The organism is Rhodococcus sp. IEGM 1381, from assembly GCF_030056795.1.
Lineage (GTDB): Bacteria > Actinomycetota > Actinomycetes > Mycobacteriales > Mycobacteriaceae > Rhodococcoides.
The window spans coordinates 1,353,539-1,375,645 of sequence record NZ_JASHKQ010000001.1 but is presented as its reverse complement, the minus strand read 5'-3'; the positions used below and the strand labels follow the sequence as shown (position 1 = coordinate 1,375,645).

At 65.0% G+C, this 22,107-nt stretch carries 19 protein-coding genes; 14 read left to right on the top strand and 5 right to left on the bottom strand.

Going from position 1 to position 22,107, the window contains the following annotated elements:
* The first annotated feature begins 5 nt into the window (after nucleotides 1-5).
* Complete coding sequence (locus tag QM797_RS06670) at nucleotides 6-275, top strand: hypothetical protein (RefSeq protein WP_283274430.1); 270 nt, start codon at nucleotides 6-8, stop codon at nucleotides 273-275.
* On the opposite strand, the gene QM797_RS06665 is transcribed toward QM797_RS06670, so the two are convergent.
* Nucleotides 268-2,181: a dipeptidyl-peptidase 5 gene (locus tag QM797_RS06665; RefSeq protein ID WP_283274429.1), complete on the bottom strand. Its 1,914-nt coding sequence runs from the start codon at nucleotides 2,179-2,181 to the stop codon at nucleotides 268-270. The genes QM797_RS06670 and QM797_RS06665 overlap by 8 nt on opposite strands.
* Before the next feature lie 101 nt (nucleotides 2,182-2,282).
* Between QM797_RS06665 and QM797_RS06660 the strand changes: the two genes are divergently transcribed.
* The gene (locus tag QM797_RS06660) at nucleotides 2,283-2,513 is read left to right on the top strand and encodes a DUF3263 domain-containing protein (RefSeq protein WP_283274428.1); all 231 of its coding nucleotides are present in this window, start codon (nucleotides 2,283-2,285) and stop codon (nucleotides 2,511-2,513) included.
* 204 nt (nucleotides 2,514-2,717) lie between these two features.
* Complete coding sequence (locus QM797_RS06655; protein WP_283275303.1) at nucleotides 2,718-3,878, top strand: GNAT family N-acetyltransferase; 1,161 nt, start codon at nucleotides 2,718-2,720, stop codon at nucleotides 3,876-3,878.
* 4 nt (nucleotides 3,879-3,882) lie between these two features.
* Here QM797_RS06655 and QM797_RS06650 read toward each other — a convergent pair whose 3' ends face one another.
* Entirely contained in the window at nucleotides 3,883-4,617 is a 735-nt protein-coding gene (locus tag QM797_RS06650) for an SOS response-associated peptidase (protein ID WP_283274426.1), read from the bottom strand.
* 99 nt (nucleotides 4,618-4,716) lie between these two features.
* Between QM797_RS06650 and QM797_RS06645 the strand changes: the two genes are divergently transcribed.
* Together QM797_RS06645 and QM797_RS06640 are read left to right on the top strand one after the other, a co-directional pair.
* Nucleotides 4,717-5,967, top strand: coding sequence for a pyridoxal phosphate-dependent aminotransferase (locus QM797_RS06645; protein WP_283274424.1), 1,251 nt, complete (start codon nucleotides 4,717-4,719; stop codon nucleotides 5,965-5,967).
* Between the two features lie 229 nt (nucleotides 5,968-6,196).
* Nucleotides 6,197-7,558, top strand: coding sequence for a YibE/F family protein (locus tag QM797_RS06640; RefSeq protein ID WP_283274422.1), 1,362 nt, complete (start codon nucleotides 6,197-6,199; stop codon nucleotides 7,556-7,558).
* Nucleotides 7,559-7,666: 108 nt separating this feature from the next.
* Here QM797_RS06640 and ald read toward each other — a convergent pair whose 3' ends face one another.
* Complete coding sequence (gene ald / locus QM797_RS06635; RefSeq protein WP_283274421.1) at nucleotides 7,667-8,749, bottom strand: alanine dehydrogenase; 1,083 nt, start codon at nucleotides 8,747-8,749, stop codon at nucleotides 7,667-7,669.
* A 116-nt stretch (nucleotides 8,750-8,865) separates the two neighbouring features.
* Here ald and QM797_RS06630 point away from each other — a divergent pair, with 116 nt between their 5' ends.
* Nucleotides 8,866-9,390, top strand: a complete 525-nt coding sequence (locus tag QM797_RS06630; RefSeq protein ID WP_283274420.1) for an Lrp/AsnC family transcriptional regulator — start codon at nucleotides 8,866-8,868, stop codon at nucleotides 9,388-9,390.
* Between the two features lie 6 nt (nucleotides 9,391-9,396).
* Here the strand turns inward: QM797_RS06630 and QM797_RS06625 are convergent, their stop codons facing one another.
* Together QM797_RS06625 and QM797_RS06620 are read right to left on the bottom strand one after the other, a co-directional pair.
* Nucleotides 9,397-11,424, bottom strand: a complete 2,028-nt coding sequence (locus QM797_RS06625) for an Hsp70 family protein (RefSeq protein WP_283274418.1) — start codon at nucleotides 11,422-11,424, stop codon at nucleotides 9,397-9,399.
* 163 nt (nucleotides 11,425-11,587) lie between these two features.
* On the bottom strand, nucleotides 11,588-13,021 hold the full coding sequence (locus QM797_RS06620) for a DUF7159 family protein (RefSeq protein ID WP_283274417.1): 1,434 nt from the start codon (nucleotides 13,019-13,021) through the stop codon (nucleotides 11,588-11,590).
* A gap of 251 nt (nucleotides 13,022-13,272) precedes the next feature.
* Here QM797_RS06620 and QM797_RS06615 point away from each other — a divergent pair, with 251 nt between their 5' ends.
* The 8 genes from QM797_RS06615 to QM797_RS06580 all read left to right on the top strand — a co-directional run bounded on the left by QM797_RS06615 (nucleotide 13,273) and on the right by QM797_RS06580 (nucleotide 22,083).
* Nucleotides 13,273-13,530: an acyl carrier protein gene (locus QM797_RS06615; protein WP_283274416.1), complete on the top strand. Its 258-nt coding sequence runs from the start codon at nucleotides 13,273-13,275 to the stop codon at nucleotides 13,528-13,530.
* 4 nt (nucleotides 13,531-13,534) lie between these two features.
* Nucleotides 13,535-14,689: an acyl-CoA dehydrogenase family protein gene (locus QM797_RS06610; protein ID WP_283274414.1), complete on the top strand. Its 1,155-nt coding sequence runs from the start codon at nucleotides 13,535-13,537 to the stop codon at nucleotides 14,687-14,689.
* A complete protein-coding gene (locus tag QM797_RS06605) occupies nucleotides 14,686-15,636 on the top strand; it encodes an amino acid--[acyl-carrier-protein] ligase (RefSeq protein ID WP_502942270.1) in 951 nt (316 codons plus the stop codon). Before QM797_RS06610 ends, QM797_RS06605 begins: the two co-directional genes overlap by 4 nt.
* A gap of 40 nt (nucleotides 15,637-15,676) precedes the next feature.
* On the top strand, nucleotides 15,677-17,449 hold the full coding sequence (locus QM797_RS06600) for an alpha/beta hydrolase family protein (RefSeq protein WP_283274411.1): 1,773 nt from the start codon (nucleotides 15,677-15,679) through the stop codon (nucleotides 17,447-17,449).
* Between the two features lie 110 nt (nucleotides 17,450-17,559).
* On the top strand, nucleotides 17,560-19,137 hold the full coding sequence (locus QM797_RS06595; protein ID WP_283274410.1) for a lipopolysaccharide biosynthesis protein: 1,578 nt from the start codon (nucleotides 17,560-17,562) through the stop codon (nucleotides 19,135-19,137).
* A complete protein-coding gene (locus QM797_RS06590) occupies nucleotides 19,134-20,414 on the top strand; it encodes a hypothetical protein (protein ID WP_283274409.1) in 1,281 nt (426 codons plus the stop codon). Before QM797_RS06595 ends, QM797_RS06590 begins: the two co-directional genes overlap by 4 nt.
* A complete protein-coding gene (locus tag QM797_RS06585; protein ID WP_283274408.1) occupies nucleotides 20,411-21,112 on the top strand; it encodes a DUF998 domain-containing protein in 702 nt (233 codons plus the stop codon). The genes QM797_RS06590 and QM797_RS06585 overlap by 4 nt, the downstream gene beginning before the upstream one ends.
* Entirely contained in the window at nucleotides 21,109-22,083 is a 975-nt protein-coding gene (locus QM797_RS06580) for a glycoside hydrolase family 16 protein (RefSeq protein ID WP_283274407.1), read from the top strand. The genes QM797_RS06585 and QM797_RS06580 overlap by 4 nt, the downstream gene beginning before the upstream one ends.
* Nucleotides 22,084-22,107 lie beyond the last annotated feature (24 nt).

The following is a 22,107-nucleotide window of genomic DNA, read 5'->3' as shown; positions in this document are numbered from 1 at the left end:
CAGGCATGACCGACGACGCGGACAAGCTCTGGCGACGCTACGACGCGTGGTGGGCAGCGTTGACCCCCGACGACCGAGCTCATGTCGAGAAGTGTTGCGAATCCGGCCGCACCGACCAGCGACTCTGCACACTGATCCTCGAGAACAACGGCCCGTCGAAGGCAGCGTTCGAGGCAGGTAGCAAGTTGTCCGAGGGCAACAGCAAGTACTGCGCCATCCCCAGCGCGCTGCTCGAGTTTCTCGAATCGAAGCGCGCACACCCACCACTCAGCTAGCGGGACGCCACAGCTCCAACTCGGGGATTCCGGGCGGCGCGAATCCCATGACCTGGCCGTAGAAAGACAGTTCGGACTCTCGCGCGTTCACCTGAGTTTCGTGTTTGCGGAATCCGTGCGACTCACCTGCGTAGGCCAGGTATGCGTGAGGAATTCCCTTCTGCACCATGGCGTCTCGGAACCGCTCGGCCTGTGACGGCGGCACGATGGGATCGTCCAGTCCTTGCAACAACAGCACCGGGCACGAGAGTCCGTCGACGTTGTTGACCGGTGCGCGGGTTCGGTACAGGTCGATGGCCTCGGGCAAGGGGCCGATGAGGCCGTCGATATAACGAGATTCGAAGTCGTGGGTCTCGGCGACGAACAACTCCAGCTCGGCGACCCCGAAGTACGAAGCGCCGCAAGCGAATACGTCCGAGGACGTCAGTGCCGCCAACACCGTCCAACCACCTGCGGAGCCGCCCTCGATAGCCAACCGACGCGGGTCGGCGAGACCGCTGTCGGCGAGACCCTGCACGGCGGCAATGGTGTCTTCCACGTCGACCACTCCCCACTGCCCGCGCAGTCGATTGCGGTATTCGCGGCCGTACCCGCTCGACCCGCCGTAGTTCACGTCGACGACGCCGATGCCGCGGCTGGTGAAGTACGCGAACAACGGGTTCAGTGCGGGGGCCACGTGCGCCGTCGGGCCGCCGTGGACGAATGCGACGTACGGCGGGAGTTCGCCGTCGAGCCCTTCGTAGGACGCGTTGCGCGGCGCATAGGCGATGGCGTGCACCTCACGATTCGGTCCATGGAACGTCACCTGACGCCCCTCCGGCAGATACGCACCGTCGGGCACGGACTCGAAACCCGAACGCACAGGCGTCAGTTCACGAGTTCCGAGATCGAGTGCGAACAATCCGCTCGCCACCTGCGCTCCGCCGCCCTTGATCAACACGGTCGATCCGCTGCGCCCACCGAGACCTACCGACGTCACGCCCTCGAGCGCGATGTCGTCCAGAGAGCCGGATGCAGGGTCGATCACAGCGAGGGTGTCGGTACCGACGGTCCGCACGGTCAGCAGCTTTCCGTCGTCGAGCATCTCGTACCAACTCGATCCGAGTCGCCACAGCGGGGCCCCGAAATCGGCGTCGAGGGTCAGCAGCGGTGCTAGAACTCCATCGAGCGTGACCGAATACAGGTTCCACCAACCACTTCGGTCGCTGACGACGTACAACCGTTCGTCGTCGATCCACTCCGGCTGCATCACCGATTCCTCGGTCGAACCCAGCAGCACCGTCCAGGACGTGGGATCGGCCAGCGACGCCACGCGTAGTTCCGTTCCGTCCCAGGGCATCTGCGGATGGTTCCACGCTATCCAGGCGATGCGGGTGCCGTCGGGCGACAGGCGCGGGAACGCGAGAAAGTCCGAGCCCGCCACCAACGAGCGCACCCCGCCGCCGCTCAGGTCGATCGCCACGATGTCTCTCGATACCGCACCGGCGTCGTGCATCTCGCGGACTGCGATGACGTCGTTGCCGACCACCGACAGTTCGGCGTACCGGATGCTCGACGCCACAGCCGGTTTCGGAGTCAGCGGCACGGGTGCCCCGCCGGGGGTCAGTCGATAGACGCGTTGATCGGAGAACTCGGCGAACACCAGGTCGCCGTCTGCCGTCGCGGTCCAGGCTCCCCCGCCGTATTCGTGGACGCGGGTGCGGGCGTTGAACGGTGCGGGCAGAATCGGCTGCACTTCTCCGTCGACGTGGCGACAGATCGCCGTCCGACCTTGTTCGGCGGGTCGCAATTCCGACCACCAGATCTCGCCGCCGACGAAGCACCCACCCTCGACGGGGTGGCCCGCCGACGACAGATCAGCTGCGGTGATGGGCGAAGGCCAGGATCCGAAGGCGAGTGCAGTCACGAGTTCCACCCTAGTGAACTGACGTGGTCGTAACGCGTTGTTCACCGGCCCTTCAACAGTGACACGGATGATGGAGTCCAAGCAGCAGTAGGGGGAACACCATGCGCCGGACCACTACCCAATCGGTGGACCACGAAATTTTGACCTTCGGGCGAACCTGGCAGGGTTACGGCGGCGGCAGCGACGAGGACATCTACGTGGCGTTCGGCGTCGACGCGCGCACGTACTTCCAGCGACTGCGCCGTATTCTCGATTCACCGCTCGCCGCGGAACTGCCCGCGGCCACTCGCAGTGACATGGAGCGGGTGTGCACCGTGCGCCTCGCCTACTAGGACAGTCGCCTGCCAGGAAGACTCAGAAACTGGACACTCATCGTCGCTATATCCGCTTGCTTCGACAGCGAATTCGATGCGACAGTCGAGTCCGTGAATACGAAAGACGAGGGCAGCGCTGGGCTCCGAGCTGCCGCTGCCCGCATCGAGGTCCTCCATGGCAACGAACGTCTGGCCGAAGCCAATAACGTGTTCCTGGCGTCCATGGTCGGCCTGCCGCTGTCGGCGCGAATCGAACCGGATCGTATTTCCGAGGTGGTCGAACCCGGCCGGGTCCTCGGTGCCTCCATCGACGAGCGGCTCGTCGGGACTGTCAGTTCGGCGTCGAGCTCGCTGAATTTGCCGGGCGGTGGCGTCGTTCCCCACGCAGCGGTCACCGGAGTCGGCGTCCTGCCGACACACACTCGACGAGGTATCGCCAGCGCGTTGATCCGGCATCAACTCGACGACGTCAGAAGCCGCGGCGAGATCGTCGCAACGCTGCGGGCCTCCGAAGCGACCATCTACGAACGGTTCGGTTACGGAGTCGCCAGTATGTCGATGTCGGGTGAGATCGACACTCGACGGGCTCGGCTTCGTCGGTCGGTACCGGCGGGCGATCAGGTTCGGCTGGCGCAACAAGCCGAGAGTTGGGAGATTCTCCGCAGGATTGCGTCGGACCATCGATCGGATAGGCCAGGAACGATCGACCGTCCTTCGGGGTGGTGGGCGGAGCTCGACATGCACGTCGCTGCTCGGTCGGACCCTGCATACGTCGCTGTCCACGGCCCGGTAGGCAGTGAATCCGGCTTCGTTCGATACCGGCCGATCGATACCGGGGGCTGGTTCGGCAGCTCGGCTCGCACCGTCGTCGTCGACGACTTCTTCGCTGCGACACCCGCCGCACAAGCGGGCCTGATTCGCTTTCTGCTCTCGCTCGATCTCGTCGATCGGATCGTGATGTCCACGTTGCCGATGGACAGCTCACTTCCGTTGATGTTCGAGGATCAGCGCGCGTTTCGTGTGGTGGGAGCGGCTGACGAAACCTGGCTGCGGCTGGTCGACGTACAGGCAGCGCTCTCGGCCCGAACGTTCGACGACGAAGGGACTGTCGTGATCGGAGTGGATGACGCTGTGCTGCCGCACAATACGGGTTGCTACCGAATTTCATCCCACGTGTCTGGCGCGCATCGGATCGAAAAGACCGATGTTGCAGCGGAATTGAGAGTAGATGTCGCGACATTGGCGTCGGTGTTTCTGGGCGGCTACAGCTGGCGTCGGCTTACCGAAGCCGGTTCGGTCATCGTCGACGATCCTGACGCCGTGACGATGGCCGATCGGCTCTTCCGAACCGATCGCGCTCCCTACGCCGGGATATCGTTCTGACGGGTCAGACCGGCGTCAGCAATTCTGGGCTGTTGTTCTTCACGCTGTTCACTGCCGTGCTCACCTCGTAGGGCGCGAGCCGCGGTTCTGGGATTGCCGCCAACATGTCCTGTACCGCTCCGAGGTCGGTCACGGTGGGGTCGAGCCAACTAGACCGCAGATCCAGTGGCAGCACGACCGGTGAGCGATCGTGAATATGGCCGAGCGCATCGGCTGCCGGCGAGGTGAGCACGGTGACCGACCAGACCCACCTGTCCTCGTCGTCTTCGGCCTTGGTGGGGTCTCGCCACAGCTCGTACAGACCTGCCATCGCGAGCACGCCAGGAGTGGAGCCCGCGGAACGACCCGTGTCACCTTCATGCAGGAAGTACGGCACCTTGCCTCCGTCGCGCTTCTCCCACTCGTAGTACCCGTCGGCGGGCACGATGCAGCGTCGACGGCTTGCGGCCTTCTTGAACGACGGCTTCTCGGTGATGGTCTCCGACCTGGCGTTGATCAGCCGGGAACCGATTTTCGCGTCCTTCGCCCAGGAGGGGATCAGACCCCAGCGCACCGAACGCAGCTGCCGCACGGCGTCGGACTCCGGTTGGTCCTTGGGTGCGCGTTCGAGCACCGTCCGCACCGTCTGTGTCGGGGCGACGTTGTACGACGGCGGCACCTCCTCGCCCACTGTTTCGGCGATGTCGAACACCGCCTGCAGGTCGCTGTCACTCCGGGTACTGGCATACCGTCCGCACATGAGCCGATTGTTCCACCCGCCACCGACAACGCGCTCGAACAACCCAGCGCGAAACAACCTTGTGGAAACCGAGACCGCTCGCCTGGCACGATGTGACGGGTGACCACTCCACAGATCAACTCCCAGCCGCGTTACCGCACGTTGCAGCAGTCGACCAAGCTGCAGAACGTGCTGTACGAGATCCGTGGACCGGTACACGCCCACGCCGCCCGACTCGAAGCCGAGGGGCACCGCATCCTCAAGCTCAACATCGGCAATCCGGCTCCGTTCGGCTTCGAAGCCCCCGATGTGATCGTGCGAGACATGATCGCCGCACTGCCCGTCGCCCAGGGCTACTCGGAGTCGAAGGGCATTCTGTCGGCGCGACGTGCCATCGTCACGCGGTACGAGCTCGAACCGGGCTTCCCCGAGCTCGACGTCGACGACATCTATCTCGGTAACGGGGTGTCCGAGCTCATCACGATGACGATGCAGGCATTGCTCGACGACGGTGACGAGGTGCTGATCCCGGCCCCGGACTACCCGTTGTGGACGGCGATGACGACGCTGTCCGGTGGCAAGGCCGTGCACTACATCTGCGACGAGGAGAACGGCTGGAATCCCGATCTGGCCGACATCGAGTCGAAGATCACTCCGAAGACCGTCGCGCTGCTGGTGATCAACCCCAACAACCCGACCGGCGCGGTGTACTCGAAGGAAGTTCTGCAAGGCATCGTCGATCTGGCGCGCAAGCACCAGCTGTTGTTGCTCGCGGACGAGATCTACGACCGGATTCTCTACGACGACGCACAGCACACCTCGCTGGCGAGCCTGGCTCCCGATCTGCTGTGCCTCACCTACAACGGGCTGTCCAAGGCGTATCGCGTGGCCGGCTACCGCGCGGGGTGGCTCGCGATCACCGGGCCGAAGAAGCACGCAGCGGGGTTCATCGAGGGAATCGACCTTCTCGCGTCGACGCGACTGTGCCCCAATGTGCCTGCGCAGCATGCCATTCAGGTCGCACTCGGTGGTTATCAGAGCATCGAGGATCTGATCCTGCCCGGCGGACGACTGCTCGAGCAGCGCGACGTCGCATGGGAGAAGCTCAACGCGATCCACGGCGTCTCGTGCGTCAAGCCTCGAGGGGCGCTGTACGCGTTTCCGCGACTCGATCCCGAAGTCCACGAAATCTACGACGACGAAAAACTGGTGCAGGATCTGTTGCTGCAGGAGAAGATCCTCGTGGTTCAGGGCACCGGCTTCAACTGGCCCGGCCACGATCACGTGCGCATCGTGACTCTGCCGTGGGCGCGAGATCTCGCTGTGGCGATCGAAAGGTTCGGCAACTTTCTCTCTTCCTACAAGCAGTGACGCCGGAAGTTACTCGGAAGTAGTTGAAAGTGATGCAGAAAACCTAGGTGCAAGCGCGCCTCGCGGCCGAATGATCTGTAGATTGGCGGACGGCACTTCGGTGCCCGCGAGCCCTGGTCGTCCCCTCCCCCCCGGGGCGGTCAGGTGGTGGCGGGGGACGCCCCCCCTGCTCCCCGCCACCGAGCTCCTCGCATCGGCCACCGATCTGGCCCCGTACTAGCCTTGCACCGTGGAACCACACGGCAATCATCCCGACGGCACCAAGCCGGGCCTCGACTCCCATGTGGGCCACGGGCACGGACACAGCGACACTCCCGCGCCGCTGGGCCCGGTAGCGGCCAAGGTCGTCGTCGGGCTGCTGGTCGCCATTGGCATAGCCGTCATCGCCGGGGCATTCGCGCTGTGGCCCAGCAAACAGAACATCGACATCCCGCTGCCGTTCCAGACCTCCGGCGGAGGTGCGGTGTCCACCGAGGCGGGCACCATCACCTCGCAGAGCATCGGGCCTTGCGGAAGTCCTGATGCGGGCCGAGCGTTCACCGGCAACCCGACCCCTGCTGTCAACGACTCGTACGAATGTCAGCGCAGCATCGTCGACATCACGACGGGCGAGGACGCGGGTAAGCGGACGGTACTCGAGATCGCCCCAGGTCCCGGCCAACCGACGCTGAGCGCCGGCGAGGACATCCGGCTGGTTCTGCAGACCGACCCCTCCGGCGGAGTCCGGTACTCCTTCAACGACTATTCCCGCGGGCTACCGCTCGGGTTGATCGTCGGCGTGTTCGCCGTGGTCATCTGCGTCGTTGCACGCTGGCGGGGATTCCGCGCGCTGGTCGGCCTTCTCATCGCGTTCGCCGTGCTGGTGGTGTTCATGCTGCCTGCCCTGCTCGACGGCGCACCCGCCATTCCGGTCGCCCTCGTCGCCGGTGCGGTGATCCTCTATGCCGTGCTGTACCTGGCGCACGGGGTGAACCTGCGCACCAGCTCGGCGCTGCTGGGCACACTGACCTCGATGGGCCTGGCCGCAGTCCTGTCGTACGTCGCAATTCGGATGACGCACTTGACCGGGTTGTCGGAGGAACAGAACACCGCGGTGCAGACGTACATCGGCAACGTCAGCGTCACCGGTCTACTGTTGGCCGGCTTCATCATCGGCTCGCTCGGTGTGCTCAACGACGTCACGATCACTCAGGCCTCGGCGGCATTCGAGCTGGCATCGGTGGACGAGACCGCGTCGCGTCGCGAAATCTTCACCGCCGCGATGCGGGTGGGACGCGATCACATCGCCAGTACCGTCTACACCCTCGTACTCGCCTACGCCGGTGGCGCGCTGCCGCTACTGCTGCTCTTCAGCGTCGCCGATCGGTCGATCCAGGACGTGTTGACCGGCGACGCCGTGTCGATCGAAATAGTCAGATCCTCCGTGGGCGGTGTAGCCCTCGCGTTGTCGGTGCCCCTCACCACCGCGATCGCTGTGCTGCTGGCCCGGCCGATCACCTCGTCCCGGCTGGTCGACTCGTCCAGTAAAGGCGCGTCGTCCCGGGCACCCAAGCCCGCTCGATCGCGGGGCTCGGGTCGCCACAGCGCCTAGAGCGGCTTCGCCGAATGTGAGCGAAAGTGCCTTCGGGTCGTTCCGCAGGCTTCACTCCCGCCTCGACCCCTGCTACGAATTACCGCTCACGTGCGGCGGAGCCGCTCGTCAGGCAAATGCAGCGGCGACGGTCTCCGACAACAGCGCACCGTTGTGCGTGCTCAGTCCCGCCTTCAGACCCGGGTCTGCCTCGCAGGCAACTTCCCAACCCTTGTCGGCGAGTGCGACGACGTACGGCAGGGTGGCGTTGGTGAGCGCGTAGGTGGACGTGCGCGGAACGGCGCCGGGCATGTTGGCGACGCAGTAGAACACCGACTCGTGCACCTTGTACGTGGGATCGGCGTGGGTGGTGGCATGCGAATCCTCGAAGCAGCCGCCCTGATCGATGGCGATGTCGACCAGAACCGAGCCCGGCTTCATACGCTGAACAAGGCTGTTGGATATCAACTTCGGAGCTTTGGCCCCCGGCACCAGCACTGCACCGATGACGAGATCCGCGGCGAGAACGGCCTGTTCGAGTTCGTACGCATTCGACACCAGAGTCTTCACGGCACCGCGGTACTGATCGTCGATGGCACGCAGCGCCTTCACATCGAGATCGAGAACGGTGACGTCGGCATGCATGCCGAAAGCGACTGCGGTGGCGTTTTTTCCGGATACACCGGCACCGATGACGACGACGTTGGCGGGACGTACTCCGGGCACTCCGCCCATGAGAACTCCACGTCCTCCTTCGCTGGACATCAGGTGGTAGGCACCGGCCTGCGGCGCGAGGCGTCCGGCAACTTCACTCATCGGTGCGAGCAGCGGCAGCGAACCGTCTGCGGCAGTGACTGTTTCGTAGGCAATAGCTGTGGTCCTCGAGTCCAGCAGCGCATCGGTGCAGGCCTTCGACGCCGCGAGATGCAGGTAGGTGAACAGCACCTGCCCCTTGCGTAGACGTGAATACTCCTCGGCGATAGGCTCTTTGACCTTCAGTAGCAGATCGGCTGTCTCCCAGACCTCGGCAGCATCGGTGAGAATCTGCGCACCGGCGGCCTTGTAGTCGGTGTCGGTGAACGACGATCCGGCTCCTGCCTCGGTCTCGATGATCACTTCGTGTCCTCGCGAGACCAGTTCGTGCACGCCTGCCGGGGTGATGGCCACCCGGTATTCGTGGTTCTTGATCTCGCGTGGAATTCCGATCCTCATGGCGGCCTCCTCGGTGGTGGGTGACGTGAAGCCGTGGCTCCATCCGTGTAGGCCAACTATGAATTATGTACGGAATAGCCGCAACGGAAGTGAATATAATTCTGTAGGATCCCGGAATGGTGAGTAATAGTTCGTTCGAGACGGGCGGCACGGGGTCCCAGCCGAAGGATGTTCGGCCCATCCCGCTGGACCGAATCGATCACATCCTGCTCGACGAGCTCCGCCGCGATGCCCGGACACCCAACAATGCACTCGCTGCCGCGGCCGGAGTCGCTCCGTCCACCGCACTGGCCCGAGTTCGTGCCCTCGTCGAACGCGGTGTCATCCGCGGCTTTCACGCCGACATCGATCCCGAGGCCCTCGGCCAAGGCATCCAGGCCATGATTTCGGTCCGGCTCCAAGCAGATGCTCGACGACGGATAAGCGAATTCGGATCGAAGATCGCCTCCCGACAAGAGACGCTGAACATCTACTTCATCGCCGGTGCCGACGACTTCCTCGTGCACGTCGCAACCGTCGACACCGCCACGCTCCGAGATTTCGTCGTCGAGAATCTCAGTGCCGACCCTGCCGTCGCCGCGACCGAAACGATCCTGATCTTCGAGCACATCAGGCCGCGAAACACTCACGGGGAGAGGTGAATCGGGTCAGGGAGCAGGCGGAACGAGCGGCGGGAAACCGGGCAGGGTGAAGTCCGGGAAGCCTGGAATCAGCGGCGGCGGCTGTTGCGTCGTCGGAGGGACGGACTCGACCGGCGGCGGTGGTGCGGGCTCGGCCGTGGTCGTCGTCGGCTCCGTCGTCACCGGCTCCTGGTACACCTCGGTCTCCGACGGCTCGATGGTCGGTTCGACGGTGGTTTCCGGTGCGGGAGGCGGCAACACCGGAGCAGGTATCTCCGACGTGGGCGCAACCGTCGTGACGGCCGGAGCCTGAGTTTGGGTGCGGCTCACCGAGGTGTCGACCACCTGCGGCGTGTTCTGGTGGGTGAGCATGAATCCGGATACGCCGACCACTGCGGCAAGGCCGAACGCGAGCACACCACCGGTGCGCAGCCTGCGCCGAGCACGGGTTCGATCGTCCTCACCGTCGTCGTCGTCGTAGTCGGCATCGAGCCAGTAGATGTTCTTCAGCTGGAACGGAACCGGCTTACCGTCGTCGTCGCCCGTCGCCTCGGTGTCGACCCGCCTCTCGGGCTCCTGCGCAACACTATGTGCCACAACAGTTTCAGCCACCTCCGAGTCGTCGACCGCGCCCTCCCCGGCATTCGTGCTCAACGCAACGAACTCCCCGTCGACCCGCGCCCCCTGCACGTGGTCGCCCGGAACATCATCCGCTACGGCCGGAGACGACTCCGGCTCGGCAGCAAGAGAATTGGAAGAATCGACAACGGAATCGGTGAATCTCGAGGATTCGAACCCGGCGGCCGTACCCGTGGTGTCGACTGCGTCGGCGATCGTGGTGTCGACCGGAGCAGACGCCACCCAGGGACGCGCGGGCACCGGACGGGTTGCGGTGGGTACCGGAGCAACCGCCGACGGTGCGGCGTGCACCGACTCGGTGCGAGCCGGAATCGGTCGGACCGGCGCTGCCGGCGGCGGAGTGGGTTGCGGGGGCCGAGGCCGCGCCACCCCCGACTGCGGCGGACGCGGCGGTGCCGGTCGGTGCTGCGGAACCGGCGCAGATGTACGGGCCGAGTCGACGCGAGTCGCGGGATCCACCCGAACTGGGGGTATCGGTGGCGTTGCCGACCGCCGGTTCACGGCGGGGGTCCGTCGCGGATCGGTTCGAGTGCGCGAGTGAGGTCGCGCGGTCAGAGCCGCTCCACGCGCTGCGACGGTCTCGGGCTCGGTCGGCACTATCGACGGCAGTTCCAGCAGCGGCCCGACGCGCTTCTGCACGATCGGCATGCGTGCGCCTCCACCGATCAGCACGACGGCGTCGATGGGCACGTTCGCGCCGATCAACACCCCGCGGGCAAACTCGACGGCTTCGTCGAGCAGGTCGGTGATCAACAGCTCGAAGTTCTCGCGTGAGAGCAGAATCATTCCGCTCGCATCGGGCAGGCACACTGCGTCCTGGGCGGACAGGCGTTCCTTGGCGATTCGGCAGCGCTTCTCGAACAGTGCGATGTCGGGGTCCGTCGCCTTCTTGCCCAGACGCTGGAGCTGGTTGTTGCGGACGTAGGCGTCGAGTAGGTCGCCGCTGTACTCACCCGATCGCTGCGAGGCAGTGACGGTCCTCTGCACCAGGTCCACGACGCTGACCGTCAGGCCGGAACTGCCGAGATCGAACAACGCGACCGATCTGTGGTCACGGGCCTCGCCGGTTGCAGAGAGGTACTCGACGACAGCTTCCACCTCGTGCACCAGGTGGTAGTTGTGCAGGTGCGCACCGGCGAGCGCGGCATGCAGCGCATCTGCCTGGCGAGGGTCACGATAGGCGACACCGGTGGCGAGTTCGGGCTCGGTTTCGACGGCCGCACCGATCGACTCGGCCGCCAGATGCGGGAGGTCGCCACCCACGCTGTCGATGAGTTCGTTGCGGAAGAACAGTGGCCGCTCGATGTCGCTCACCAGGCCGGAGGCGTCGGCGACGGGCACCTGGAACTGCTCGGCTCGGGGCTGCGCCGTGCGCACAGCCCGGGTCCCCATGGACACGCCAAGCAGCACAGTCACGGTTGTCGGCCTCACTTCGTTCGGCAGTTACGGCGGACGCGGTACACCTCGTCCAGAGCGCCAGGCTACCGCCTCGACCGAAACTACGGGGCGCGCGCCCCAGAGCAGCCATGGCAAGACCGGTCTCGCTCCCCGTCCGAGCCACTCGTTCCCGTCGTGCGGCCTACTCCGGCTGTTCCGAACCGATTTCCGGTCTGTAGAGCTCGCCGTCGTAGCTGAAGGCCCGCTCGTACAGATCCTCGTCCGACAGGCGAACCGGCCCCTGGACAGGCAGCTCAGCCGGCCCGGGAGCTGCACCTTCGGCCGGTCCGGCCGCGTCGGCAAGCGCGGCAGCGAACCCCGCATCGACCGGAATCTGCTCGTCGATGAGCGGGGTGGGTGCCGGGGTGTTGCCGCGGGTGAACACCAGACCTGCCACCGCGACGATCACCATGGCCACCGCCGCCAGAACGGATGCGTCGCGCACAGACCATCTCGTCCTGCGCCGCGCAGGCTCGGTGACGACATCGGGTTCGAGAACCTCGGGCTCGTCAACCGCGGGCGCGATTGCCGAAGAGTCGGCCGCGGCAGTGCCGGACACAGCAGTGTCGAAGTCGGTCGAGATGATCGCCAGTTCTTCGGTCGCGAGCTGATCGACACTCAGGCCGTCGACCATCCATTCGTCGACCGCGCTGAAATCCGTGGTCCCGGGCGCATCGAGAAGCTCCGACGCGTCGTCCGGCACCGTGATGATTCCCACACCGGAATCCTGAACATCCGCATCCAGAACACCGGCGTCCGGAACATCGGTGTCGACAGCGGCTCCGAGAACGGGCCTCTCGTCGAGCGCTGCGCCCTTGGCGATGGCCATCGCGGGCTCGTCGGGCACATGGACCGGGACGTTCCATTTGCCTTCGATGATGGTGCGCACCGCGGGAATGCCTGCGCCGCCGCCGATGAGCAATACCGCGTCGGGAGCCTGCTTGGACGCCCAGTCCAGGGCGTCGGACACCAGTGGGGTGATCTCGCGCTCGAATTCCTTGCGGCTGAGCAACATCGGGCCGCGGTTCGGTGCTCGCACACCTGCCGACGAACTGACGAGTTCTTTCAGTTCACGGAAGAAGGCTTGGTATTCCTCGTCGCCCTCCGGTCCGACCGGTGCGGGCAGGATGCCCTTGGCCATCACGATGCCGCGGACCACCTCGTCGAAGCGATCGCCGCTGATGTCGACGGTACGTGCGGTCCACTCGATGTAGTCGCCTGCGACGTCGAGCGCAGTGGCCGACAGACCCTTCTTACCCAGGTCCACCACCAGGACGTAGTCCTTGTCGGCCAGTTCCGGAACCGTGCGCGCATAGGCCATCAGTGCCTGAGACTCATCGACCATGCGGGCCTTCGGAACCCTTCGGTCGCCCAGGGTGTCGAGAAGCGCCGTGACGGCTGCGGTGTCCCACCCGGCGAGCACGATGTCCTCGAACGGGCCGTGGTCGACCAGCTTGCCGGGCAGCAGGTCGTGTGCGCCCGCTGCGTCGATGGAGTCTTCGATGCGGCGCCCGTCCGCGATGTACGCGATGCGCACGGCACCGGTACCCACGGACACCCCGCAGACTCCACTCATCGACCTGACAGTCCTTTGCGCATTGCGATTCGGCACCCGGTCCGGCGCCCTCACGAGCCCCCGCTCCACTCGAAGTGTACGGCGGTCCACTGGACCGATGCGGGCATCGAACTAACGTTACTAAACAATCTAGGATATTGTTTGAGTGGGTCTGGGGAGACTTTGGGTCGAAAAGGCACACAGCCAGCGGACCTGGAGACGACTACGAGGCCGTCCGGTCTCGTGGTTAACGCGATCGGTGGAGGTTTTCGATGCAGACGCTCAATGCTCACGACGTGGTTCGGGTGCGAACTGTTCTGGAGAAATTCGGAAAGCTGCCGGTCCCCGTGGACGGCATCGACGACGCCGCCGACCTCTACGACAGCGGCTTGACCTCGCACGCAAGCGTCAACGTGATGATCGCCCTCGAGGACGAGTTCGACGTCGAATTTCCCGACACCATGCTGCAGAAGTCGACGTTCGGCAGCATCAACGCGATCGCCGCGGCCATCGCCCAGCTGACGGACTGAAGCCATGACCACCGTCTACGAGAGCTCGATCGACCAGTCGATGACCGACGTGCTGGCCGTTCTGCGGACCTATGCCGACGAAGTCGATCGCGATGCCCGGTTCCCCACCGAATCGGTGGATGCGCTGCGCGACGCCGGACTGCTCGGTGTCGGGATTCCGCGCGAGTTCGGCGGTGGCGGGGCAACCCTGACCGACATCGCCCGCATCTCGCGTTCCCTCGGCTCCGAGTGCGCATCGACGGCGATGATCTTCGTCATGCACCAGTCGCAGGTGCTCAGCATCGTCCGTCACGGCAAATCCGACGCCATGGCAGACCTGCAGCGACGAATTGTGACCGATCGCATCCTGGTGGCCTCTGCCACTACCGAGATCAATATCGGCGGCGATGTCCGCTCGAGCAGTTGTGCGGTGGAGTACGACGGCGAGCAGATCACCCTGAGCAAGAACGCACCTGTCATCTCGTACGGCGAGTACGCACAGATCGTGCTGGCGACGGCGCGACGCAGCGTCGACAGCCCGCCGAGCGACCAGGTTCTCGTGGTGTGCGAGAAGCCCGACGTGACGCTCGAGAAGACGGGCACCTGGGACACCCTCGGATTCCGCGGCACCTGCAGCCCCGGCTTCATGCTGGCCGCGCGCACCACGACGTCGAACATTCTGGGCGACAACTACGGCGACATCTCCGCGCAGACCATGCTTCCAGTGGCACACGTGCTGTGGGGATCGGCCTGGCTCGGCATCGCCGACGCCGCCGTGACCAAGGCGCGCAAGTGCGTGCAGAAGGCCGCACGCAAGACACCGGGAACGCCGCCGCCGAGCGCACTGCGTCTGGCGGAGTTGATGGTGGTTCACGAGCAGCTGGTGGACACGGTGTTCGGTGCAGCTGCGAAGTTCGAGGCCGTCGCAGACAGTCCGGCCGAGCTCGGAGCCATCGGTTTTGCGCTCAAGATCAACAACGTCAAGGTCACCGCGTCGACGCTCGTCATCGACATCGTCGGCAAGGCCTTGCAGATCTGCGGCATCTCCGGCTACCGACAGGGCGGCGAGCTCAGCATCGGCCGTCACCTCCGGGATGCGCACGGGTCCGCAATCATGGTGAGCAACGAGCGCATCCTCGGCCACAACTCGCAGCTCTCCCTCGTCTACAAGGGAAAATGATGACAACTACGCACTCCGCACCGGAGACCGAACTCAGCGAACTCGATTCCGCCCGAGCAGCTTTCCGTGCCGAGCTCATCGACGTCGGCTTGTTGGTACCCAGCTCGATTCCCGGATTGTACGGACGCAGCGGCGAATTCGAGGACATCATCGATTTCATCGACTCTCGCGTCGTCGCGGCCGGGGAGGCCGAGCACGGCTACCGGGCCAAGCGATTCCGATTCGCTCCGGTCTTTCCGCGGGAAGCCTTCGAGCGCACCGACTACATCGCGTCGTTCCCCAATCTCACCGGTGCCATCAATACGTTCGAGGGCGACAACAAGGCACACGCAGCGTTGTTGGCGGAGCGATCCGACGGCAAGGACTGGGATCACTTTCTGCATTCCGCCGGCACCATGTTGGTCTCGGCCGCCTGCCACCCGTCGTACTCGATGCTCACCGGAACACTGCCCGCCGAAGGTGCCCTGATGGACATCTACGGCTTCTGCTTCCGGCACGAGCCTGCGGTCGATCCCGCTCGGATGCAAGCGTTTCGGATGCACGAGTTCGTCCGCGTCGGCACTCCCGACGAGGCGATCGAGCACCGCGAACGCTGGGTGCCGCGCGGTTTGCAGGTGCTGGCCGATCTGGGGCTCGAAGCCCAGTCGGTCATCGCCAACGATCCGTTCTTCGGTCGCGCCGGACGCATGCTCGCCGCGAACCAGCGCAACGAGAACCTCAAGACCGAACTGGTCGTCAAGCTCTACGGAGATCTGGACGACGGCACCGCGGTCGTCTCGTGCAACTGCCACCGCGACCACTTCGGCCACACCTTCGACATCGCCACCGTCGACGGCGAACCGGCTCACAGTGCATGCGTCGGATTCGGTATGGAACGCATCGCGCTGGCGATGCTCCGCACCCACGGACTCGATCGCTCCGCGTGGCCGGCTGCACTGCGCCCCTGATCGATTCCGTTTCACCCGTGTACGTGTAAGGACAATTGAAGTGAACAGTTCCCGCACCGCTCCTCGGCGCATCGGCTCCGTTCCCGCCGCGTCCTCCTCTCGTACCGCGGGCGGTAAGTACCCGACGTGGTTCGGCCCGTCCGATGCGCCTCTGTTCGGTACCGTCCACGTGCCGTCCGGCGGCCGGGCGCGCGGAGGCGTCGTACTGTGCCCGCCGCTCGGCAAGGAGCAGGTGGACTCGTACCGGGGAATGACACTGCTGGCGCAGAAGCTCTGTGCGCAGGGACTTCTGGTGTTGCGCTTCGACTATTTCGGCACCGGAGATTCGTCGGGCGATCAGGATGGGCCGGGCGCGGTCGGACACTGGCAGCGCAGCATCGTCGAGGCCGTCGCCTACGTGCGCAGTTGCGGGGTGCGTGAGGTCGGCCTGGTCGGCCTCCGCGTGGGTGCACTCCTGGCCTGTTCGGTCGCCGCCGAGTGTGGGCCACTCACCGCGTTGACGCTGTGGGATCCGGTCGTTCGCGGCCGGTCGTATCTGCACGAGCAGCGCGCACTGTATTCGGTCAGCGTCACCACCGATTCCGACGCCGATTCCCGTGTGTCGATCATCGGCGCTGTGCTGCATCCCGATTCGACCGCAGACTTCGCCGGACTCGACGCCGCGAAGACGACGACCGACGCACCGGTATTGGTCGCCACCCGCGCCGAGCGAGGTGACTCCAAGCCGGTACGCAAACTCGTCGACGCACTCTCGGCCGACGAGCACACGTTGTCCGGTCACGACGACTTTCTCGAGCCGAGCGATTTCGAGGTCATCATCCCGGCCGCCGACATCGCCTCCCTAGCCACCTGGACGGCGTCGAAATTCCCGAGCCGACCAGCCTACGACGTCGAGGTGCGGCGTCGACAGCAGTTCGTGCTCGACGGCATCCACGAGAGCATCGAATTCCTCGGCGCGCAGGAGCTTTTCGCGATTCGTTCCAGCTCGGATCGATGCCTACCAGGTGGGCCGACCGTGGTGTTCTACCCCACCGCGAACGAGCACCGCGTCGGTCCGGTGCGCATGTGGGTGGAACTGGCCCGGCTTCTTCCCCGGTTCGGAATCTCGACGGTGCGCTTCGATCGGCGTGGCACCGGCGAGTCAGGTGCCGTCACCGATGGGGAGGTGACTCGCCTCTACAGCCCCGAGGGAAACGAGGACGCCCTCACCGCTGTCCGGCAGTCGGGTGCCTCCCCCGACAACATTCTGGTATCCGGAATGTGCTCGGGGTCATGGTATTCCAGCTTCGCTGCCCGAGAAATGGGAGTGCGCTCGGCAGTACTTCTCAACACCCTCGACTGGACCACTCGTCGACTCGAGTTCGTCAAACGCTCCTCGATGCACACCGAGCAGACAGGACTGCGGGCGCGGGCACTCGATCGACTGCACCACTGGGGTGTGGCGGCAAAGAATGCATTGCAGCCGCGAATCCCCTATGCCGTGTGGATCTGGCTCGGCCGGCGCGGACTGATTCAGGTCCCCGAGATCTCGTTGCGCCTTCTCAGCGATCGAGGCGTTCGGACGCAGGTACTGCTCTCGCCCTCCGACGCCACCTGGTTCGAGACCAACCGGGGTCCGGAAGGTATGCGCCGGTTGCAGCGTCGAGCATCCGTCCCCACTGTCACCTCTTTCGAGTCCGGTGATCATTCGCTCTACGGCCGCGATCTGCGGGAGAACGTGAGAGCCGAACTGATCGCGGCCGCCTCCGCTGCGTTCGACATCGAGATCGCCGCGCCGTCGCCGCCTGTCGCAGTGGGGCGGGTCCGGCTGTGAAGCATCGCGCACCCAAGATCGCGCCACCCAAACACGAACAGCTCGAGCAACTTCGGTGGTATCCGGTCGAACCCGCTCGGTTCGACATGGGTTTGATGAACAGTCCGACGATGCAGGTTTCCACAGTGCCACGGCACAATCCGGTGTACTCGATCGAGACGGGGCCCGTCGAGATCATGCCCGGTGCCGACGCGAAATCGGTACCGGAGTCGGGACCGGGCTCGAAAGCGTCCGATCGAAACCTCGCGCTCAATTCGCTGGCACTGATGCTTTCGACGGCCATCACGGGGGCGCTCGGACTACTGTTCTGGGCAGCGGCGGGCCGCCTCTATCCCGTGGCCGAGGTCGGCAGCGCGTCTGCCGTCATCACGTCCGCGGTGATGCTCTCTACGCTGTCCAATCTGAGCCTCGGTTCGATGTACGAGCGGTTCCTTCCGGTCTCGGGCCGGTTGGCGAAATCGTTCATCGTACGCGGCTACCTCACCGTCACCGCGTTCGCGTTCGTGCTCGGCGGTGGCTTCCTCCTGGTTGCCCCCAGAGACGAGATGTTCACCAACACCGCCGAAATCGTGACGTTCCCGTTCTTCGTCGCGGTGCTCGCGGTGTTCGCGCTGCAAGATCAGACCTCGTCCGGTCTCGGTGTCGCACGCTGGGCGGCCGGCAAGAACATCTTCCACGCCGTCCTGAAGTTCGTCTTGCTGTTGGTGCTCTTCACCACCGAGCGCAGTACCTCGATCATCTCGGCGTGGGCGGTCCCCGCGATCGTGGCATCGATCTTCGTCCTGCGCGCCATCATGAAGAACGTGCGCACCGAACAGCGGTACGCCGGCAAGCCGGATCTGCCGCCCAGACGCGAAATGTGGGCCTACTTCGGCTCGGCCTACGGCATCACCGCACTCGGTTCACTCGCTCCGCTGCTCGTGCCGATGATCGTCGTCGCCACCCTCGGAGCCGAGCAGAACGCATACTTCTCACTCACCTGGTCGATCGTGAGCGCCCTCTACATTCTGATCAGCGTGTTGATCGGCCCGTATGTCGCCGAGGTGGCCGCACATCCCGAACAGTTCCACCGCCTGACCAAACGGTTCATGACTCTCGTGTGCGTCGTTGCTGTCGGCGGGTCGATCTTCTTGGCCTTCGTCGCACCGTTCGGCCTCGGCTTGATCGGCCAGGGTTACCGCGACCAGGGCACCATCATCGTGCAGCTGGCCGCACTCACCATTCCGCTCTCGGTGGTCGGTTCCCTCTACGACGGTTTGGCGCGGGTCCGTCGACGCATGCGATTGGCCGTGATCGTGCAGGTCGTGGCCACGTCGATCATCATCGGCGGATCCATCGGTCTGTCGTCGTCGATGGGCATCGCGGCCGTGGGCTGGGCCTACCTCGCTGCCGAGGCATTCGGCGCGATCGTGCTGATCGTGCCGCTGATTCGGTGGATCCGTGAGCTGTCGGCAGGAAGTAACGGCCAGGCCGGCGACGATGCAGGACCGTCCGACCATCCCGGTCCACGCGGGCCGATCGACGATCGGGACGGCGGCTCCCCTCGCTCGAGTCGACGGGAACCGATAGTCGGTGAACTAGGACACCGCGAACCTCGACACAGCGAGCCACAGGACGCGCCGCGGCAGCACGACGAACCGTCGCCGCGTCGCATTCCGGTGCACGCTCAACACAGGACGGCGCCATGACCCAGATCTATCGAGCCAGTTCGTTGGACATGCTTCGGTCCGATTCACGAATCGTGACCGTGCTGGGGCCTGCGGATTTCGGCGATCTCGCACGTGTGCAGAGCCGCGTGCTCGCCTTGGCGTCCATCGGTCCGGCCACTCGACTGGGTCTGCGCGCCCAACAGTCATCGGCGGCATGGGCTTTCGAGCCGGATCGGGTGGTCGAGCACATCACCGAGGGACCGTCCGTCGACCACGAACAGTTGGCCGAGGAGTTGACCGAGTTCGCGCACGAGTCCGCGGCCGGCATTCCCGTTCGGATCCGGCTGGCCGGTCGGTACCTGTTCCTCGATCTCAATCACGGCCTCGGCGACGCGCTGTTGCCGGTCGACCTGTTCGCCTACTTGGCCGACGCCACCCCTGACGCTCCACTCCCGGCCTGGGCCGGCAACGCAGTGGAGGGTCATCCTTTACGAAAGTCACTGCTGCACTGGGCTGTTCGCAATCCCCGGAAGGTTGTCGACACGATCTACGGCCGCGTTCGCCCCGGCACGAATTCGGAATCCGCAGAACCGGCCGCGGTATCCGATGCCGCATCGCCGACGGCATTTGTGCCCTGGACACCGTCCGCCGCGGTCGCCGTTGCCGTGACGCCGGCGGGCACCACCGACGCGATCCGTCGGTGGCGAGAATCCCATCTGCCCGGTGCGAGTGTCAGTGCCGTGATGTGCGCGGCCGTGTCCACGGCCTTCGTGCGTACATCGTTTCCGGTCGATCGGTCTGCAGCATTTCTGTTCGACTGCCGTCGCTACCTGCCGCCGTCGACCGCGGTGCTCGGTAATTTCGCCGCGGGGATCGGCTTCTCCGACATCGATCCCACCTCGGCGCGAGAGGTGAACGACGCATTGTCCGGTGCCATCGACAAGGGCCGTCCCATCGCGTCCGCGACGATCAGCACGATCAAGTACAAGCGCGAGCGCAGAGCGGTCTCAGGTGTGTTCGACGACCGCGTGCCGGTGCGTCCGAACGTCGAACTCATGTTCTCGGATGTCGGTAGAGTCAGGCAGTTGGAGCAAGTCTCCTGGATTGCCCAACCTGCCGATCGAGCCTTCTTCGTGATCGCAGCTCCCGGTAGTCCGGAGTCGATGATGATCACGATGGAGACCATCGATTCGGTCGTGTTCGTCTCGGCATCGTTCCACGACAATGTTTTCGACAGTCAGACCGTGCAGGCAGCACTCGATCTCGTGGCAGCCGACCCCCTCGCATTGCTCGCCCCTCAGGAGAAGACCGCATGACCACCGAAGCGAAATCCGAAGCGAACGCCGCGACGTCGCGGGCCGAGCCCACGGCAGCACCGAAACGATCGGGCTTCGTTGCCCACGTCGCTCGGTGGGCGGGTCTGTCGGTGGTGCAGTTCGTCCTGGTCGAGTACATCGTCTCGGCCACGTGGCGTGGGCTCTACAGCTACCGGAACAATTACATCAGCGAACTCGGAATCCCGTTCTGCGGTCCCGCCGGCGATTGGCCGTGCAGCCAGCTCTACGTCCTGCTCAACGCCTCGATGGCGCTGTTCGGTCTGGCGATCGCGGCGGTGGGCGGATCGTGGTACATCGTTCGCCGGATCGATGGCAGGGCCGCCTCGTTCTTCGTCGTTGCCGGTGCCGGTGCGATCACGGCCGGAGTCGTCAACCAGGGCGTGAACTACCCGATCCACTCGTTCGGTGCCACCGCGTTCTTCATCTTCGGGAACTTCGGCCTCGTCATCGCCGGTGGGCACCGGAGTCTGCGACGAAGCATCCGCATCGTGGTCACGGCGCTGGGTGCCATCGGCCTGGCCGGGTATTTCGCCTACATGGGTGGCCACGAATTCGGACTCGGCATCGGCTCCATGGAACGCATCGCTACCTACTCCCTTCTGGTGGGCGTCGTGGTGCTCTCGGTCTCGCAGTTCAATGCGACGCGAGCACCGAAAACCCTCGACGAGTCCGCGTGAGCCGTCACTCCGCATCGGGCGGGGAGTCCGGCACAGGGACCGTCGAGGTCTCGCGGCTCCCCGGCTCCGGGCTGCTCGTCGAGCGTCCGCGACGCCGTCTGCCATCGGTGCTGGCATTTCTCGTCGTACTGGGACTGGTCGTCACCGGTACCGTGTACGGAATTGCGAATAGCTCGGGCGGGTCCGAGGGCGGGTCCGAGGGCGGCGTCGACGCCACGTCCACGACGTCGGCATCGAACACCGCGGCAGCCAAGCCCGGATACACCGTCTACGACGACTTCTCGGGAACGGCGGGCGACGCGTTGGCGGACGACCGATGGAGTCACGATGTCGGCCGGACCGGTTGGGGAAACAACGAGAAACAGGACTACACCGACTCGACCGAGAATTCATCCCTCGACGGTCAGGGCCACATGGTCATCAACGCCATGCGCAACGGTGACGGCTACACCTCGGCCCGAGTGACCACCAAGGACAAGTTGGCGTTCACCTACGGCCGCGTCGAGGCTCGAATCGAGATGCCTGCCGGAGCCGGACTGCATCCGGCGTTCTGGATGCTCGGTACCGATCTGGACTCCGTCGGCTGGCCACTCTCCGGTGAAATCGACATCATGGAGACTTTGAACCAGGCAGACCAGTACCACACCGGAATCCATGCACCCCAGCCAGATTCGCTGACCAGCCAGAAAGTGGACGCAGGGGGAAAACCACCGGAGCCGCTGTCGGAGGGCTTCCACACCTACTGGGTCGAACGCTCACCTGGCCGCGTGACCACCGGCGTCGACGACACCACCTTGGCCACCGTCACCCCGGCCGACCTCGTCGGCGGCGACGACTACTGGGTTTTCGACAAGCCCTTCTTCCTGCTGTTCAACGTCGCCGTTGCCGGCGACTGGCCCGGGCCCACCGACAATTCGACGCCGTTCCCGGCGACCATGGCCGTCGACTGGGTGCGGTATCGCACCGATTGAGACCTGCTGTACCTGCCCTTGTGT

Excerpts from the sequence above, each read along its gene's own strand:
- QM797_RS06670 (WP_283274430.1), top strand. The coding sequence starts at position 6 with ATGACCGACGACGCGGACAAGCTCTGGCGACGCTACGACGCGTGGTGG.
- QM797_RS06660 (WP_283274428.1), top strand. The coding sequence starts at position 2,283 with ATGCGCCGGACCACTACCCAATCGGTGGACCACGAAATTTTGACCTTC.
- QM797_RS06655 (WP_283275303.1), top strand. The coding sequence starts at position 2,718 with ATGGTCGGCCTGCCGCTGTCGGCGCGAATCGAACCGGATCGTATTTCC.
- QM797_RS06650 (WP_283274426.1), bottom strand. The coding sequence starts at position 4,617 with ATGTGCGGACGGTATGCCAGTACCCGGAGTGACAGCGACCTGCAGGCG.
- ald (WP_283274421.1), bottom strand. The coding sequence starts at position 8,749 with ATGAGGATCGGAATTCCACGCGAGATCAAGAACCACGAATACCGGGTG.
- QM797_RS06630 (WP_283274420.1), top strand. The coding sequence starts at position 8,866 with ATGGTGAGTAATAGTTCGTTCGAGACGGGCGGCACGGGGTCCCAGCCG.
- QM797_RS06620 (WP_283274417.1), bottom strand. The coding sequence starts at position 13,021 with ATGAGTGGAGTCTGCGGGGTGTCCGTGGGTACCGGTGCCGTGCGCATC.
- QM797_RS06615 (WP_283274416.1), top strand. The coding sequence starts at position 13,273 with ATGCAGACGCTCAATGCTCACGACGTGGTTCGGGTGCGAACTGTTCTG.
- QM797_RS06610 (WP_283274414.1), top strand. The coding sequence starts at position 13,535 with ATGACCACCGTCTACGAGAGCTCGATCGACCAGTCGATGACCGACGTG.
- QM797_RS06605 (WP_502942270.1), top strand. The coding sequence starts at position 14,686 with ATGATGACAACTACGCACTCCGCACCGGAGACCGAACTCAGCGAACTC.
- QM797_RS06595 (WP_283274410.1), top strand. The coding sequence starts at position 17,560 with ATGCAGGTTTCCACAGTGCCACGGCACAATCCGGTGTACTCGATCGAG.
- QM797_RS06590 (WP_283274409.1), top strand. The coding sequence starts at position 19,134 with ATGACCCAGATCTATCGAGCCAGTTCGTTGGACATGCTTCGGTCCGAT.
- QM797_RS06585 (WP_283274408.1), top strand. The coding sequence starts at position 20,411 with ATGACCACCGAAGCGAAATCCGAAGCGAACGCCGCGACGTCGCGGGCC.